Genomic DNA, 14,693 nt, shown 5'->3' with positions numbered 1-14,693 from the left:
TGGGCAGCGGGGTCACCCCCCCCCCCAACTTGTTGGGCCCCTATTCTTATCCCCCCCCCTGCGGGTGGGAGGGGGTATCCCCCGCGAAGCAGGCACCGCGGTCGAAAGGCGGATTACTCTTCCTTGCCCTTGTTGCGCATGGTGCGCTGCAGCTCGCGGTTGGAATCGCGTTCGCGCACGGTGTCGCGCTTGTCGAATTCCTTCTTGCCCTTGCCGAGTGCGATCTCGCACTTGATCAGGTGCTTGCTCCAGTACAGCGACATCGCCACGCAGGTATAGCCCTTCTGCGCCACGGCCGCTTCGAGGCGCTCAAGCTCGCGCTTGTTCAGCAGCAGCTTGCGCGTGCGGATCGGGTCGGCGATGACGTGGGTGCTGGCGGTGGTCAGCGGGGTGATGTGGCTGCCGAACAGCCAGGCTTCGCCATCCTTGAGCAGCACGTAGCTGTCGGTCAGGTGCGCCTTGCCGGCCCGCAGGCTCTTTACTTCCCAACCGGACAGGACCAGCCCGGCCTCGAACTTGTGTTCGATGAAGTAATCGTGTCGCGCCTTTTTGTTTTGCGCGATGGTCCCGGTCGGATGTTTCTTTTGCTTAGCCATAGGGGCGGCATTATAGGGAGTCGCCGCGTCCTCGGCTATGGGGTTTAGGTGCGCTTGAGCCTGTTGTGTGAATCCCGGACAATACTGCCCTTGCTCTGATCAACAGAATCGTATTCGAGGCGCTATGTAGCGCTGCCGTCCCGTTTGGAAGTGACGCCTGGATGACTACCCATATTCAACGCTCCGCCCTGCTGCCTTACCCTGCCCAGGCGCTCTACGACCTGGTCAACGATGTGGCCAGCTACCCGGCGTTTTTGCCTTGGTGCTCGGCCTCGACGGTGATCGAGAGCAGCGACACGCACATGCGCGCCAGGCTGGAGGTGGCCAAGGGTGGCATCAGCCAGCACTTCGTCACGCGCAATGTGCTGGTGCCGGGGCAGTCGATCGAAATGAACCTTGAAGAGGGGCCGTTCTCCCAGCTGCATGGCTTGTGGGTGTTCAAGCCCCTGGGCGAGAAGGCCTGCAAGATCAGCCTCGATCTGTCGTTCGACTATGCCGGTGCGTTGGTGCGCGCAACCTTGGGGCCGCTGTTCAATCAGGCTGCCAATACCATGGTCGATGCGTTCTGCGAGCGTGCCAAGCAGTTGAATGCCTGAGGCGTTGGCTGTCACTGAAGCCTGCCAGGCAGTCGCCCAATAAAAAGCCCGGACAATGTCCGGGCTTTTTCGTTGTCGCCTGCGGTTATTGCGGCGAGGTGTCCAGCGGTGCTGGCGTCGGGACCGGGGTGGTCTCGATGGTGTCGATCTCTTTTTGCAGTGTCTCTTCCAGCGAGCCTGGCTTGGCCGGTTTTTCCGGTTGCTGGCTTGGCTGGTGCGCCGGGCTGACCGTGGTATCGCCGCTGCCGCCAAGGATTTCCTGGTCGCGGCTGACGCCAGGCATGAAGTCGCCGGCCAGGCTGACCAGTTGGTCGCTCTCGTTGAAGAAAATGCTCATGCGCTCTTGCTGACGCTGACCGCCACCAGGCTGCAGGCTGTACAGATAGTCCCACCGATTGGTGTGGAAGGGGTCCTGGATCAGCGGATTGCCCATGATAAACCTTACTTGCCGGCGGGTCATTCCCGGGCGTAATTGGTCTATCATGTCCTGCGTGACGACATTGCCCTGCTGGATGTCGATTTTGTAAACCCCGGGAAACGAGCAACCGGCGAGTGCGAGCAGTCCCACTAGGGTGAGGCTGGTTAGCAAGAGCTTGGTGTTTTGCATCGGTGGGCGACTTCCACTATCTTGGCTGGACAACGTAAACCCCGATCATACCCGTATTAAGAGAAGCTGCGAAGCAGCATCGGCGAGAAAGCTGACCATGGTTGAAAATAGCGAATTGCGCAAAGCGGGCCTCAAGGTAACCCTGCCTCGAGTCAAGATTCTTCAGATGCTCGACTCCGCCGAGCAGCGTCACATGAGTGCGGAGGATGTCTACAAGGCACTGATGGAAGCTGGCGAAGATGTCGGCCTGGCGACCGTGTACCGCGTGCTGACTCAGTTCGAAGCGGCTGGCCTGGTGGAGCGTCACAACTTCGATGGCGGCCATGCGGTGTTCGAGTTGGCGGATGGCAAGCACCACGACCACATGGTCAACGTGGACAGCGGTGAAGTCATTGAATTCTTCGATGCCGAAATTGAGAAGCGCCAGAAAGAGATCGTTGCCGAGCACGGCTTCGAGCTGGTGGACCACAATCTGGTCCTCTATGTGCGTAAAAAGAAGTAACGATTAAGCTCGTTACTGACGACAAAGGCGACCTTCGGGTCGCCTTTGTGCTTTCTAAGAAGTGGTTGAGGGGGAGTAGGAGCGGGCGACCTCAAGTTTTGCTGGTCACTACCATCTTGCGGGCATGAGCCAGCGATTCTTTGGTCAGGTCGATGCCGCCGAGCATTCGCGCCACTTCTTCGACGCGCTCGCGCTTGGCCAGGCTGGCCACGGCGGTGTGGGTGGTGTCGCTGTTGCGCACCTTGTGCACGAACAGGTGGTGGTGCCCCTGCGCCGCTACCTGCGGCAGGTGGGTCACGGTCAGTACCTGGCCGCGCTCACCCAGGCGGCGCAGCAACTGGCCGACGATCTCGGCGGTGGGGCCGCCGATACCGACGTCCACTTCGTCGAACACCAGCGTGGGGATGCGCGAGGTCTGTGCGGTGATCACCTGGATTGCCAGGCTGATACGCGACAGCTCACCGCCCGAGGCTACTTTGGCCAAGGCCTTGAGCGGCTGCCCCGGGTTGGCGCTGACCAGCAGTTCGATCTGCTCCAGCCCGTGGGGTGAGAGGTCACCATTGTCGAAGGGGGTAAGCGCGATGCTGAAGCGCCCGCCCGGCATGCCCAAGCGTTGGATTTCCTGCTCCACAGCGGTGGCAAGCTGTTTGGCGGCCTGTTCACGCAGGGCGCTCAGTTCGCGGGCCCGCTCTTTATAGTGTTGGGCAAAGGCTGCCAGCTCTTCGCCGAGGCGCTCGATCGATTCATCGCTGGCGTTCAGGCCTTCGATCTCTTCCATCAGACGCTGCTGCAGCTGCGGCAGCTCGGTGGGGTGCACGCGGTGCTTGCGGGCGAGGGTATAGATAGTGTCGAGGCGCTCTTCGAGTGCCTGCAGGCGCAGCGGGTCGGCATCGAAGTTGTCGAGGAAGCGGTTCAGTTCACCGACGGCTTCTTCCACCTGGATTTGCGCGCTGGCGATCAGGTTGACCGCCTCGCCCAGGGCTCTGGGAGCATTGCTGACTGCCGTGAGGCGGTTGAGGCTGACGGTCAGGGCGCTGAGTACGTTGCCCGAGTCGCTTTCGCTGCACTGGTCGATAACCTGGCGGCAGATGCCGAACAGCGCCTCGGCGTTGGTCAGGTTCTTGTGTTCCTGCTCCAGCAGCTCCAGCTCGTTTTCGCCGAGCCCGAGGTTGTCCAGTTCTTCGAGCTGGTAGCTCAGCAGCTGGTGGCGTGCGCGCTGCTCGTCGCCGGAGTTGCTCAGGCGCTCGAGCTCCTGGCGGGTCTGGTTCCAGCGCTTGGCTGCAAGCTGTACCTGGCGAGCGAGGTCGATGGCGCCGGCATACTCGTCCACCAGGCGGCGGTGGGTGTCGGTTTTGAGCAGGGACTGATGTTCGTGCTGGCTGTGGATGTCGATCAGCAGCTCGCCCAGGGCCTTGAGGTCACCGAGCGGGCAGGGCGTGCCATTGATGTAGCCGCGGCTGCGGCCTTCGGCGGTGATCACTCGGCGCAGGATGCAGGGCCCGTCGCTCTCGAGGTCGCGTTCGGCGAGCCAGCCATGGGCCTCGGGGATGTCCACCAGATCGAAGGTGGCGAGGATGTCCGCCTTGTCTGCGCCTGGGCGTACCACGCCACTATCGGCACGATCGCCCAGCGCCAGGCCGAGGGCGTCGAGCATGATCGATTTGCCGGCCCCGGTTTCGCCAGTGATGACGGACATGCCGCGGGCGAGTTCGAGGTCGAGGTGTTCGACGATGGCGTAGTTGTGAATGGACAGGTGCACCAGCATGTGGGCGGCTCCCGAAGATGTTGTCTGGATATTTATACAGTGCTTTTTGCAGGTCTGACAATGCCCGGCTGATGAATGTGGATTTCCCTCGCAGCCCTTGAACCTGGTTTTTCCGACCCCATATAGCCGGCAAGACAAGGCGAGCCTGGCTCGCACAACAGAAATTGTGGAGGAGATACCCAATGGCTGACGAACAGCTGGATGAAAAGAACCTGAACCCCGAAGAGGCCGTTGCAGCTACTGCCGACGCCCGCGTTCTGGAGCTCGAGGAGCAGCTGGCCGCCGCCAAGGATCAATCCCTGCGCGTCGCTGCCGACTTGCAGAACGTCCGTCGCCGCGCTGAACAGGATGTCGAGAAGGCTCACAAGTTCGCCCTGGAGAAGTTCGCCGGCGACCTGCTGCCGATCATCGACAGCCTGGAGCGTGGTCTGGAGCTGTCCAATCCCGACGACGAAAGCATCAAGCCAATGCGCGAAGGCATCGAGCTGACCCTGAAGATGTTCCAGGACACCCTCAAGCGCTACAACCTCGAAGCCATCGACCCGCACGGCCAGCCGTTCAACGCCGAGCACCATCAGGCGATGGCCATGCAGGAAAGCGCCGACGTCGAGCCGAACAGCGTGCTGAACGTGTTCCAGAAGGGTTACCTGCTCAACGGCCGTCTGCTGCGCCCCGCCATGGTGGTGGTCAGCAAGGCGCCGGCGGTAGCTCAGCCATCTATCAACGAGAAGGCTTGAAATCCTGCTGGGCATCCCCATCTAGGTGTCAAGCACTCAAGTATTTCCGCAGTCGTCTTGTGTAGTCGCTGCGACCAAATTCAAGTTTCGGGAGAGTTAACATGGGCAAAATCATCGGTATCGACCTGGGGACCACCAACTCCTGCGTCTCCGTGCTGGAAAACGGCACCGCCAAAGTCATCGAGAACGCCGAAGGCGCGCGTACCACGCCTTCGATCATCGCCTACGCCAACGACGGCGAGATCCTGGTTGGTCAGTCGGCCAAGCGCCAGGCAGTCACCAACCCGCACAACACCCTGTTCGCGGTGAAGCGCCTGATCGGCCGCCGTTTCGAAGAAGAGGTCGTGCAGAAAGACATCAAGCTGGTGCCTTACAAGATCGTCAAGGCCAACAATGGTGACGCCTGGGTAGAGGCTTCCGGCAAGCAGATGGCTCCGCCGCAGATCAGCGCCGAAGTCCTGAAAAAGATGAAGAAGACCGCCGAAGACTACCTCGGCGAGCCAGTCACCGAAGCGGTCATCACCGTTCCGGCCTACTTCAACGACAGCCAGCGTCAGGCGACCAAAGATGCCGGCCGCATCGCTGGTCTGGACGTAAAACGTATCATCAACGAGCCGACCGCCGCCGCGCTGGCCTACGGCATGGACAAGGGCAAGGGCGACCATACCGTCATCGTCTATGACCTCGGTGGTGGTACCTTCGACGTATCGGTCATTGAAATCGCCGAAGTCGACGGTGAGCACCAGTTCGAAGTACTGGCCACCAACGGCGACACCTTCCTGGGTGGCGAAGACTTCGACATGCGCCTGATCGACTACCTCGTCGACGAGTTCAAGAAAGAGTCCGGCATGGACCTGAAGAACGATCCGCTGGCCCTGCAGCGCCTGAAAGAAGCCGCTGAAAAGGCCAAGATCGAGCTGTCCTCGGCTCAGTCGACCGACGTCAACCTGCCGTACATCACTGCAGATGCCACCGGTCCTAAGCACCTGAACGTGAAGATCTCCCGCGCCAAGCTGGAGTCGCTGGTCGAAGACCTGGTCAGCCGTACCATCGAGCCATGCCGCATCGCTCTGAAAGACGCCGGCATCGACGCCAGCAAGATCGACGACGTGATTCTGGTCGGTGGCCAGACCCGTATGCCGATGGTGCAGAAAGCCGTTGCCGACTTCTTCGGTAAAGAAGCGCGCAAGGACGTCAACCCGGACGAAGCCGTGGCCATGGGTGCTGCCATCCAGGGCGCCGTACTGGCCGGTGACGTCAAAGACGTACTGCTGCTGGACGTCAGCCCGCTGACCCTGGGTATCGAAACCATGGGTGGCGTGATGACCGCGCTGATCGAGAAGAACACCACCATCCCGACCAAGAAGTCGCAGGTGTTCTCGACCGCCGACGACAACCAGGGCGCCGTGACCATCCACGTACTGCAGGGCGAGCGCAAGCAAGCTTCGCAGAACAAGTCGCTGGGCAAGTTCGACCTGGCTGACATTCCGCCAGCACCACGCGGCGTGCCACAAATTGAAGTGACCTTCGACATCGACGCCAACGGCATCCTGCACGTCGGCGCCAAAGACAAGGCCACCGGCAAGGCTCAGTCGATCGTGATCAAGGCCAACTCCGGTCTGTCCGACGAAGAGATCGAGAAAATGGTGCGTGACGCCGAGGCCAATGCCGAGGAAGACCGTAAGTTCGAAGAGCTGGCCGCAGCCCGTAACCAGGGTGACGCGCTGGTTCACTCGACCCGCAAGATGGTCAATGAGGCCGGTGACAAGGTCACTGCCGAAGAGAAGACTGCCATCGAGGCTGCCGTGGTTGCCCTGGAAGCCGCCGTCAAAGGCGACGACAAGGCTGCCATCGACGCCAAGGTCGAGGAGCTGTCCAAGGTCTCCGCGCCGGTTGCTCAGAAGATGTACGCAGAGCAGGCCGAGCAGCCGCAGGGCGGCGCCCAGCAGCAAGCCGAGCCGGAAGCCAAGCACGATGACGTGGTTGACGCCGAGTTCGAAGAAGTGAAAGACAACAACAAGCAGTAATGCCTGCACGTTGTCGGCCAGCTCAACGGCGTTTGCCGGTGAGCTGGTAGGATGTCGCCGCGCGGGGGCTTGCTCCCGCGTTGGCGTGTCTGGAACACGAGAATTATTTACAGCATCTGTCTGGGCGCATTCGCGTATGGCGGCAGGTGCTGACGGCACGACGCAATGATTGCGCACCGTGTGCCGAACGCCCACAAGAGTGCAAATGACCTATGGCAAAGCGTGATTTTTATGAGGTCCTGGGTGTCGAGCGAGGCGCCAGCGAAGGTGATCTCAAGAAGGCCTATCGCCGCCTGGCGATGAAGTACCACCCGGACCGCAACCCCGGTGATAAGGCGTCGGAAGACAGCTTCAAGGAGGCCAACGAGGCCTACGAAGTGTTGTCTGATGCCAGCAAGCGCGCGGCGTACGACCAGTACGGCCACGCCGGCGTCGACCCGAGCATGGGTGGCGGTGGTGCGGGCTTCGGCGGCGCCAACTTCTCCGACATCTTCGGCGATGTCTTCAGTGACTTCTTTGGTGGCGGCCGTGGTGGCTCGCGTGGCGGCGCTCAGCGCGGCAGCGACCTGCGCTACACCCTTGAGCTGAATCTTGAAGAAGCGGTGCGTGGCACCACGGTCAGCATTCGCGTGCCTACCCTGGTCAACTGCGCGCCGTGTGACGGCTCGGGCGCCAAGAAGGGCTCGACCCCGTCGACCTGCCCGACCTGTGGCGGTATCGGCCAGGTGCGCATGCAGCAGGGCTTCTTCTCGGTGCAGCAGACCTGCCCGCGCTGCCATGGCCAGGGCAAGATCATCACCGACCCTTGCAATTCCTGCCATGGCGAAGGCCGTGTCGAGGAATACAAGACCTTGTCGGTCAAGGTGCCGGCTGGCGTCGATACCGGCGACCGCATTCGCCTGTCCGGCGAAGGCGAGGCGGGTGCTCATGGCGGCCCGACCGGCGACCTGTACGTGGTGGTCAGCGTGCGTGAGCACGGCATCTTCCAGCGCGACGGCAAGCACCTGTACTGCGAAGTGCCGATCAGCTACACCGACGCAGCCCTGGGCGGCGAGCTGGAAGTGCCGACCCTGGATGGTCGCGTGAAGTTGAAGATCCCGGAAGGCACCCAGACCGGCAAGCAGTTCCGCCTGCGCGGCAAGGGTGTGGCGCCGGTGCGTGGCGGTGCGGCGGGTGACCTGCTGTGCCGTGTGGCGGTGGAAACCCCGGTCAACCTCAGCCGTCGCCAACGCGAGCTGCTCGAAGAGCTGCGTGACTCCCTCGAGGGCGACAGCTCCCACTCGCCCAAGGCCAGTGGCTGGTTCGAAGGCGTGAAGCGCTTCTTCGGCGATCTCTGAGAAGGAACAGGCTATGCGACGTATTGCAGTGATGGGCGCGGCAGGGCGGATGGGCAAGACCCTCGTCGAGGCGGTGCAGCAACAGGCGCCACAGGCAGGCCTGACGGCGGCGATCGATCGTCCCGACAGCTCGCTGGTCGGGGCCGATGCCGGTGAGCTGGCGGCCCTGGGCCGGATCGGCGTGACGATCTGCGACGACCTGGCCAAGGTGGTCGACGAGTTCGATGTGCTGATCGACTTCACCCACCCTTCGGTGACCCTGAAGAACCTGGCGTTCTGCCGCAAGGCGGGCAAGGCCATGGTCATCGGTACCACCGGTTTCACGCCGGAAGAGAAAGAGCAACTGGCCGAGGCGGGCAGGGAGATCCCGATCGTCTTCGCCGCCAACTTCAGCGTGGGCGTCAACCTGAGCCTCAAGCTGCTGGACATGGCAGCCCGGGTGCTGGGTGATGATGTGGATATCGAGATCATCGAGGCGCACCACCGGCACAAGGTCGATGCACCTTCGGGTACCGCGCTGCGCATGGGTGAAGTGGTCGCCAATGCACTGGGGCGCGACCTGCAGGAAGTCGCGGTCTATGGCCGTGAAGGCCAGACCGGCGCCCGTGACCGCAAGACCATCGGTTTTGCCACGGTGCGTGCTGGCGATGTGGTCGGTGATCACACCGTGCTGTTCGCCGCCGAGGGTGAGCGCCTGGAGATCACCCACAAGGCGTCGAGCCGCATGACCTTCGCCAAGGGTGCGGTACGTGCCGCGCTGTGGCTGGATGGGCGTGAGCCTGGGCTGTACGACATGCAGGATGTGCTCGAGCTGCGTTGAGCCGTTAGCGCGGCGTTGGTTTCTTCGCGGGTAAACCCGCTCCCACAGAGATGGCGCAGGGCTGAAGGTGCGCGCGGTCCCTGTGGGAGCGGGTTTACCCGCGAAGAGGTCGTCGCCGAAGTCAGTCTGTCGCATTCATGTGTTTTAGAGGCACATCTGCGGTAGACCCAAAACGCACTTTTCTGTAAGCTACAGCTTTAGTGTGTCCACTAAAAGCGCGCAGCGAATTGAATTCAGCACATGAAAGCGGGGTGACGTGTCCATACGTCACTCCGCTTTTTTGCAACCTGCGATCGCCCTTTCATGCTTGATCTACGGGAGGTCTTCTTGACAAAGCCAGCCATACTCGCCCTTGCCGACGGCAGTATTTTTCGCGGTGAAGCCATCGGTGCCGACGGTCAGACCGTTGGTGAGGTGGTGTTCAACACTGCTATGACCGGCTACCAGGAAATCCTTACAGACCCTTCCTATGCCCAGCAAATCGTTACCCTGACCTACCCGCACATCGGCAACACCGGCACCACGCCGGAAGACGCCGAGTCGAACCGCGTCTGGTCCGCCGGCCTGGTCATCCGTGACCTGCCGCTGCTGGCCAGCAACTGGCGTAACACCCAGTCGCTGCCTGACTACCTCAAGGCCAACAATGTCGTCGCCATCGCTGGCATCGACACCCGTCGCCTGACCCGTATCCTGCGTGAAAAAGGCGCTCAGAACGGCTGCATCCTCGCCGGTGACAACATCACCGAAGAGCAGGCCATCGCCGCTGCCCGCGCCTTCCCGGGCCTGAAGGGCATGGACCTGGCCAAGGTTGTTTCCACCAAAGAGCGCTACGAGTGGCGCTCCAGCGTGTGGGAGCTGAAAACCGACAGCCACCCGACCCTCGAAGCCGCCGACCTGCCGTACCACGTGGTCGCCTTCGACTACGGCGTCAAGTTGAACATCCTGCGCATGCTGGTTGCCCGCGGCTGCCGCGTGACCGTGGTGCCGGCGCAAACCCCGGCCAGCGAAGTGCTCGCGCTCAACCCCGATGGCGTGTTCCTGTCCAACGGCCCTGGCGATCCCGAGCCATGCGACTACGCCATCCAGGCGATCAAAGAGATCCTCGACACCGAGATCCCGGTGTTCGGCATCTGCCTCGGCCACCAGCTGCTGGCCCTGGCCTCCGGCGCCAAGACCATGAAGATGGGCCACGGTCACCACGGTGCCAACCACCCGGTCCAGGACCTGGACACCGGCGTGGTCATGATCACCAGCCAGAACCACGGTTTCGCCGTTGACGAAACCACTCTGCCGGCTAACGTACGCGCCATCCACAAGTCGCTGTTCGACGGCACCCTGCAGGGTATCGAGCGCACCGACAAGAGCGCGTTCAGCTTCCAGGGCCACCCTGAAGCGAGCCCAGGCCCGACCGACGTCGCGCCACTGTTCGATCGTTTCATCGATGCCATGGCCAAGCGCCGCTGAGCATCCTGCTGCAAGGCCCCGGGGCGGCATGTGCCGCGCCCGGAAGCGCCTGACCCAGATTGTTCAAGACGGCTTGCCGACTGACCCGCGGATTTGAGTGACAACCATGCCAAAACGTACAGACATCAAAAGCATCCTGATTCTCGGCGCTGGCCCGATCGTGATCGGCCAGGCCTGCGAATTCGACTATTCCGGCGCCCAGGCCTGTAAGGCCCTGCGCGAGGAAGGTTTCCGCGTCATCCTGGTGAACTCCAACCCGGCCACCATCATGACCGACCCGGCCATGGCCGACGCTACCTACATCGAGCCGATCAAATGGCAGTCGGTGGCCAAGATCATCGAGAAAGAGCGCCCTGACGCCGTCCTGCCGACCATGGGTGGCCAGACTGCACTGAACTGCGCCCTGGACCTGGAGCGCCACGGCGTTCTGGAGAAGTTCGGCGTGGAGATGATCGGTGCCAACGCCGACACCATCGACAAGGCCGAAGACCGTTCGCGCTTCGACAAGGCCATGAAAGACATCGGCCTGGAGTGCCCGCGCTCCGGTATCGCCCACAGCATGGAAGAGGCCAACGCGGTGCTCGAGAAGCTTGGCTTCCCGTGCATCATTCGCCCGTCCTTCACCATGGGTGGCACCGGCGGCGGTATCGCCTACAACCGTGAAGAGTTCGAAGAAATCTGCACCCGCGGTCTGGACCTGTCGCCGACCAAAGAGCTGCTGATCGACGAATCGCTGATCGGCTGGAAAGAGTACGAGATGGAAGTGGTCCGCGACAAAAAGGACAACTGCATCATCGTCTGCTCGATCGAAAACTTCGACCCGATGGGCGTGCACACCGGTGACTCGATCACCGTTGCTCCAGCGCAGACCCTGACCGACAAGGAATACCAGATCATGCGCAACGCCTCGCTGGCGGTGCTGCGTGAGATCGGTGTTGAAACCGGCGGTTCCAACGTGCAGTTCGGTATCTGCCCGAACACTGGCCGCATGGTCGTGATCGAGATGAACCCGCGCGTATCGCGTTCGTCTGCCCTGGCTTCCAAGGCCACCGGCTTCCCGATCGCCAAGATCGCCGCCAAGCTGGCCATTGGTTACACCCTCGACGAGCTGCAGAACGACATCACCGGCGGCCGTACCCCGGCGTCGTTCGAACCGTCGATCGACTACGTCGTCACCAAGCTGCCACGCTTCGCCTTCGAGAAATTCCCGAAAGCCGACGCCCGTCTGACCACCCAGATGAAATCCGTGGGTGAAGTCATGGCCATCGGCCGTACCTTCCAGGAATCCCTGCAGAAAGCCCTGCGCGGCCTGGAAGTAGGCGCCTGCGGCCTCGACCCGAAAGTCGACCTGGCCAGCCCTGAGGCTGCCAGCATCCTCAAGCGCGAGCTGACCGTGCCGGGCGCCGAGCGTATCTGGTACGTGGCCGACGCCATGCGTTCGGGCATGAGCTGCGAAGAAATCTTCGCGCTGACCGGCATCGACATGTGGTTCCTGGTGCAGATGGAAGATCTGATCAAGGAAGAAGAGAAGGTCAAAACCCTGGCCCTGTCGGCGATCGACAAGGACTACATGCTGCGCCTCAAGCGCAAGGGCTTCTCCGACCAGCGTCTGGCCAAGCTGCTGGGTATCACCGACAAGAACCTGCGCCGTCATCGTCACAAGCTGGAAGTGTTCCCGGTGTACAAGCGCGTCGACACCTGCGCCGCCGAGTTCGCCACCGACACCGCCTACCTGTACTCGACCTATGAGGAAGAGTGCGAGGCCAACCCGTCGACCCGTGACAAGATCATGATCCTCGGTGGTGGCCCTAACCGTATCGGCCAGGGCATCGAGTTCGACTACTGCTGCGTGCACGCGGCACTGGCCCTGCGTGAAGACGGTTACGAGACCATCATGGTCAACTGCAACCCGGAAACCGTCTCCACCGACTACGACACCTCCGACCGCCTGTACTTCGAGCCGCTGACCCTGGAAGACGTGCTGGAAGTCTGCCGCGTCGAGAAGCCGAAGGGCGTCATCGTCCACTACGGCGGCCAGACCCCGCTGAAACTGGCTCGCGCCCTGGAAGAAGCTGGCGTGCCGATCATCGGCACCAGCCCTGACGCCATCGACCGCGCCGAAGACCGCGAGCGCTTCCAGCAGATGGTTCAGCGCCTGAGCCTGCTGCAGCCGCCAAACGCCACCGTGCGCAGCGAAGACGAAGCCATCGTTGCCGCTGGCAAGATCGGTTACCCGCTGGTGGTGCGTCCGTCCTACGTACTGGGCGGCCGTGCCATGGAAATCGTCTACGAGCTGGACGAGCTGAAACGCTACCTGCGTGAAGCGGTGCAGGTGTCCAACGACAGCCCGGTACTGCTCGACCACTTCCTCAACTGCGCCATCGAGATGGACGTGGATGCGGTGTGCGACGGCACCGACGTGGTCATCGGCGCGATCATGCAGCACATCGAGCAGGCCGGCGTTCACTCGGGTGACTCGGCGTGCTCGCTGCCGCCTTACTCGCTGAGCCAGGACGTGCAGGACCAGGTTCGCGACCAGGTCAAGAAGATGGCCCTGGAACTGGGCGTGGTTGGCCTGATGAACGTGCAGCTGGCCCTGCAGGGCGACAAGATCTACGTGATCGAAGTCAACCCGCGCGCTTCGCGTACCGTGCCGTTCGTTTCCAAGTGCATCGGCACCTCGCTGGCGATGATCGCCGCCCGTGTCATGGCCGGCAAAACCCTGAAAGAGCTGGGCTTCACCCAGGAAATCATCCCGAACTTCTACAGCGTCAAGGAAGCGGTATTCCCGTTCGCCAAGTTCCCAGGGGTTGACCCGATCCTCGGCCCTGAGATGAAATCGACCGGTGAAGTGATGGGCGTCGGTGACAGCTTCGGTGAAGCCTTCGCCAAGGCCCAGATGGGCGCCAGCGAAGTGCTGCCGACCGGCGGTACCGCGTTCATCAGCGTGCGTGACGACGACAAGCCACAAGTGGCTGGCGTTGCCCGCGACCTGATCGCCCTGGGCTTCGAAGTGGTCGCCACTGCTGGCACCGCCAAGATCATCGAGGCTGCTGGCCTGAAGGTGCGTCGCGTTAACAAGGTGACCGAAGGTCGTCCGCACGTGGTCGACATGATCAAGAACGACGAAGTGTCGCTGATCATCAACACCACCGAAGGCCGCCAGTCGATCGCCGACTCGTACTCGATTCGTCGCAATGCGCTGCAGCACAAGATTTACTGCACCACTACCATTGCGGCCGGTGAAGCCATCTGCGAAGCGCTGAAATTCGGCCCTGAAAAGACCGTTCGTCGCTTGCAGGATCTGCATGCAGGACTTAAAGCATGAGCATTACCAAGTACCCGATGACCGTCCAGGGCGCTCGCGCCCTGGAAGAGGAGCACCTGTTCCTGAGCAAGACCGAGCGCCCGCGCCTGAGCCAAGCGATCGGTGAGGCCCGTGAGCTGGGTGACCTCAAGGAAAACGCCGAATACCATGCCGCCCGCGAAGAGCAAGGCATGGTCGAGGCGCGTATCCGTGATATCGAAGGCCGCCTGCAGAACTCGGTGGTGATCGACGTGACCACTATCGCTCACACCGGCAAGGTGATTTTCGGGACCACCGTGGACCTGGAAAACACCGAGACCGGCGATCAGGTGACCTACCAGATCGTCGGCGAGGACGAAGCCGACATCAAGAAGGGCAAGCTCTCGGCGGGTGCGCCAATTGCCCGTGCCATCATCGGCAAGGAAGAAGGTGACATCGTCGTCGTCAAGACGCCAAGTGGCACGGTCGAGTACGAGATTGTCGAAGTCAAGCACATCTGACCGGCGCCTGCGGGCGCCATCCCTCGAGGGGATCCTCTGGCAACTGGCCCAGGTATTCTGGGTCGGTGGCCTGTGGGTGTTCCATGTGGGGCTGGTGCCGGCGCTCAAGGTCAGTGGCCTTGCGCCGCTGCTGGTGCATGATGTGGCCGGGCAGATCGACCGCTGGTTGATCGGCGTGGCGATGCTCGGGCTGTTGACCCAGCTGGCGGTATTGGCGAGGGTGGACGGCCTGGCGGCCTGGTGGCGGCAGTTCCGTGGGCAGATGTTGCTGCTTGGCTTTGCTGCCTGTGTCAGCTACTACACGCTGCGCTACGGTATTTCCGTGGGTGAACGCTGGCAGATGTTCTGCTTCTTGGTGCTGGGTTTTTCCGGCATCGTGCTGGTGGCCCAGCCAGTTCCGGTCAGGGCGCGCAAGGCGCGCCACTGATCGGCTCC

General features: G+C 62.1%; 13 protein-coding genes. 10 read left to right on the top strand and 3 right to left on the bottom strand.

Annotation, left to right across the window (positions count from 1 at the left end):
- Nucleotides 1-113 precede the first annotated feature (113 nt).
- The gene (smpB, locus tag ABE459_RS16190) at nucleotides 114-596 is read right to left on the bottom strand and encodes an SsrA-binding protein SmpB (protein WP_011532120.1); all 483 of its coding nucleotides are present in this window, start codon (nucleotides 594-596) and stop codon (nucleotides 114-116) included.
- A 161-nt stretch (nucleotides 597-757) separates the two neighbouring features.
- On the opposite strand from smpB, the gene ABE459_RS16185 reads away from it, so the two are divergent.
- Entirely contained in the window at nucleotides 758-1,192 is a 435-nt protein-coding gene (locus tag ABE459_RS16185; RefSeq protein ID WP_110995193.1) for a type II toxin-antitoxin system RatA family toxin, read from the top strand.
- Nucleotides 1,193-1,277: 85 nt separating this feature from the next.
- On the opposite strand, the gene bamE is transcribed toward ABE459_RS16185, so the two are convergent.
- Entirely contained in the window at nucleotides 1,278-1,799 is a 522-nt protein-coding gene (bamE, locus tag ABE459_RS16180; RefSeq protein ID WP_110995194.1) for an outer membrane protein assembly factor BamE, read from the bottom strand.
- Nucleotides 1,800-1,896: 97 nt separating this feature from the next.
- Between bamE and fur the strand changes: the two genes are divergently transcribed.
- Entirely contained in the window at nucleotides 1,897-2,301 is a 405-nt protein-coding gene (gene fur / locus ABE459_RS16175; RefSeq protein WP_028691268.1) for a ferric iron uptake transcriptional regulator, read from the top strand.
- Nucleotides 2,302-2,392: 91 nt separating this feature from the next.
- Here the strand turns inward: fur and recN are convergent, their stop codons facing one another.
- Nucleotides 2,393-4,066, bottom strand: a complete 1,674-nt coding sequence (gene recN, locus ABE459_RS16170; RefSeq protein WP_125857386.1) for a DNA repair protein RecN — start codon at nucleotides 4,064-4,066, stop codon at nucleotides 2,393-2,395.
- A 182-nt stretch (nucleotides 4,067-4,248) separates the two neighbouring features.
- Between recN and grpE the strand changes: the two genes are divergently transcribed.
- The 8 genes from grpE (at nucleotide 4,249) to ABE459_RS16130 (ending at nucleotide 14,685) form a co-directional block, all read left to right on the top strand.
- Nucleotides 4,249-4,803, top strand: a complete 555-nt coding sequence (gene grpE, locus ABE459_RS16165; RefSeq protein ID WP_323830361.1) for a nucleotide exchange factor GrpE — start codon at nucleotides 4,249-4,251, stop codon at nucleotides 4,801-4,803.
- 101 nt (nucleotides 4,804-4,904) lie between these two features.
- Nucleotides 4,905-6,830, top strand: coding sequence for a molecular chaperone DnaK (gene dnaK, locus ABE459_RS16160; protein ID WP_323830362.1), 1,926 nt, complete (start codon nucleotides 4,905-4,907; stop codon nucleotides 6,828-6,830).
- Nucleotides 6,831-7,042: 212 nt separating this feature from the next.
- The gene (gene dnaJ, locus ABE459_RS16155; RefSeq protein ID WP_125462532.1) at nucleotides 7,043-8,167 is read left to right on the top strand and encodes a molecular chaperone DnaJ; all 1,125 of its coding nucleotides are present in this window, start codon (nucleotides 7,043-7,045) and stop codon (nucleotides 8,165-8,167) included.
- Between the two features lie 13 nt (nucleotides 8,168-8,180).
- A complete protein-coding gene (gene dapB, locus ABE459_RS16150; RefSeq protein WP_125462533.1) occupies nucleotides 8,181-8,987 on the top strand; it encodes a 4-hydroxy-tetrahydrodipicolinate reductase in 807 nt (268 codons plus the stop codon).
- 327 nt (nucleotides 8,988-9,314) lie between these two features.
- The gene (carA, locus tag ABE459_RS16145; protein WP_125462534.1) at nucleotides 9,315-10,451 is read left to right on the top strand and encodes a glutamine-hydrolyzing carbamoyl-phosphate synthase small subunit; all 1,137 of its coding nucleotides are present in this window, start codon (nucleotides 9,315-9,317) and stop codon (nucleotides 10,449-10,451) included.
- A gap of 106 nt (nucleotides 10,452-10,557) precedes the next feature.
- Entirely contained in the window at nucleotides 10,558-13,779 is a 3,222-nt protein-coding gene (carB, locus tag ABE459_RS16140; RefSeq protein WP_125462535.1) for a carbamoyl-phosphate synthase large subunit, read from the top strand.
- Nucleotides 13,776-14,258: a transcription elongation factor GreA gene (gene greA, locus ABE459_RS16135; protein WP_189654514.1), complete on the top strand. Its 483-nt coding sequence runs from the start codon at nucleotides 13,776-13,778 to the stop codon at nucleotides 14,256-14,258. The genes carB and greA overlap by 4 nt, the downstream gene beginning before the upstream one ends.
- Entirely contained in the window at nucleotides 14,236-14,685 is a 450-nt protein-coding gene (locus ABE459_RS16130; protein WP_110995202.1) for an MFS transporter, read from the top strand. Before greA ends, ABE459_RS16130 begins: the two co-directional genes overlap by 23 nt.
- Nucleotides 14,686-14,693: the final 8 nt, after the last annotated feature.

Origin of the sequence: Pseudomonas sp. TWI923, assembly GCF_039673365.1 — a bacterium.
In the GTDB taxonomy this organism is placed as follows: Bacteria; Pseudomonadota; Gammaproteobacteria; order Pseudomonadales; family Pseudomonadaceae; genus Aquipseudomonas; species Aquipseudomonas sichuanensis.
This window is presented reverse-complemented; position numbering and strand designations above follow the sequence as displayed.

Bases quoted from the DNA above. Each gene is read 5' to 3' on its own strand.
- carB (WP_125462535.1), top strand. From the start codon at position 10,558: ATGCCAAAACGTACAGACATCAAAAGCATCCTGATTCTCGGCGCTGGC.
- dnaJ (WP_125462532.1), top strand. From the start codon at position 7,043: ATGGCAAAGCGTGATTTTTATGAGGTCCTGGGTGTCGAGCGAGGCGCC.
- fur (WP_028691268.1), top strand. From the start codon at position 1,897: ATGGTTGAAAATAGCGAATTGCGCAAAGCGGGCCTCAAGGTAACCCTG.
- greA (WP_189654514.1), top strand. From the start codon at position 13,776: ATGAGCATTACCAAGTACCCGATGACCGTCCAGGGCGCTCGCGCCCTG.
- dapB (WP_125462533.1), top strand. From the start codon at position 8,181: ATGCGACGTATTGCAGTGATGGGCGCGGCAGGGCGGATGGGCAAGACC.
- ABE459_RS16185 (WP_110995193.1), top strand. From the start codon at position 758: ATGACTACCCATATTCAACGCTCCGCCCTGCTGCCTTACCCTGCCCAG.
- dnaK (WP_323830362.1), top strand. From the start codon at position 4,905: ATGGGCAAAATCATCGGTATCGACCTGGGGACCACCAACTCCTGCGTC.
- smpB (WP_011532120.1), bottom strand. From the start codon at position 596: ATGGCTAAGCAAAAGAAACATCCGACCGGGACCATCGCGCAAAACAAA.
- recN (WP_125857386.1), bottom strand. From the start codon at position 4,066: ATGCTGGTGCACCTGTCCATTCACAACTACGCCATCGTCGAACACCTC.
- bamE (WP_110995194.1), bottom strand. From the start codon at position 1,799: ATGCAAAACACCAAGCTCTTGCTAACCAGCCTCACCCTAGTGGGACTG.
- grpE (WP_323830361.1), top strand. From the start codon at position 4,249: ATGGCTGACGAACAGCTGGATGAAAAGAACCTGAACCCCGAAGAGGCC.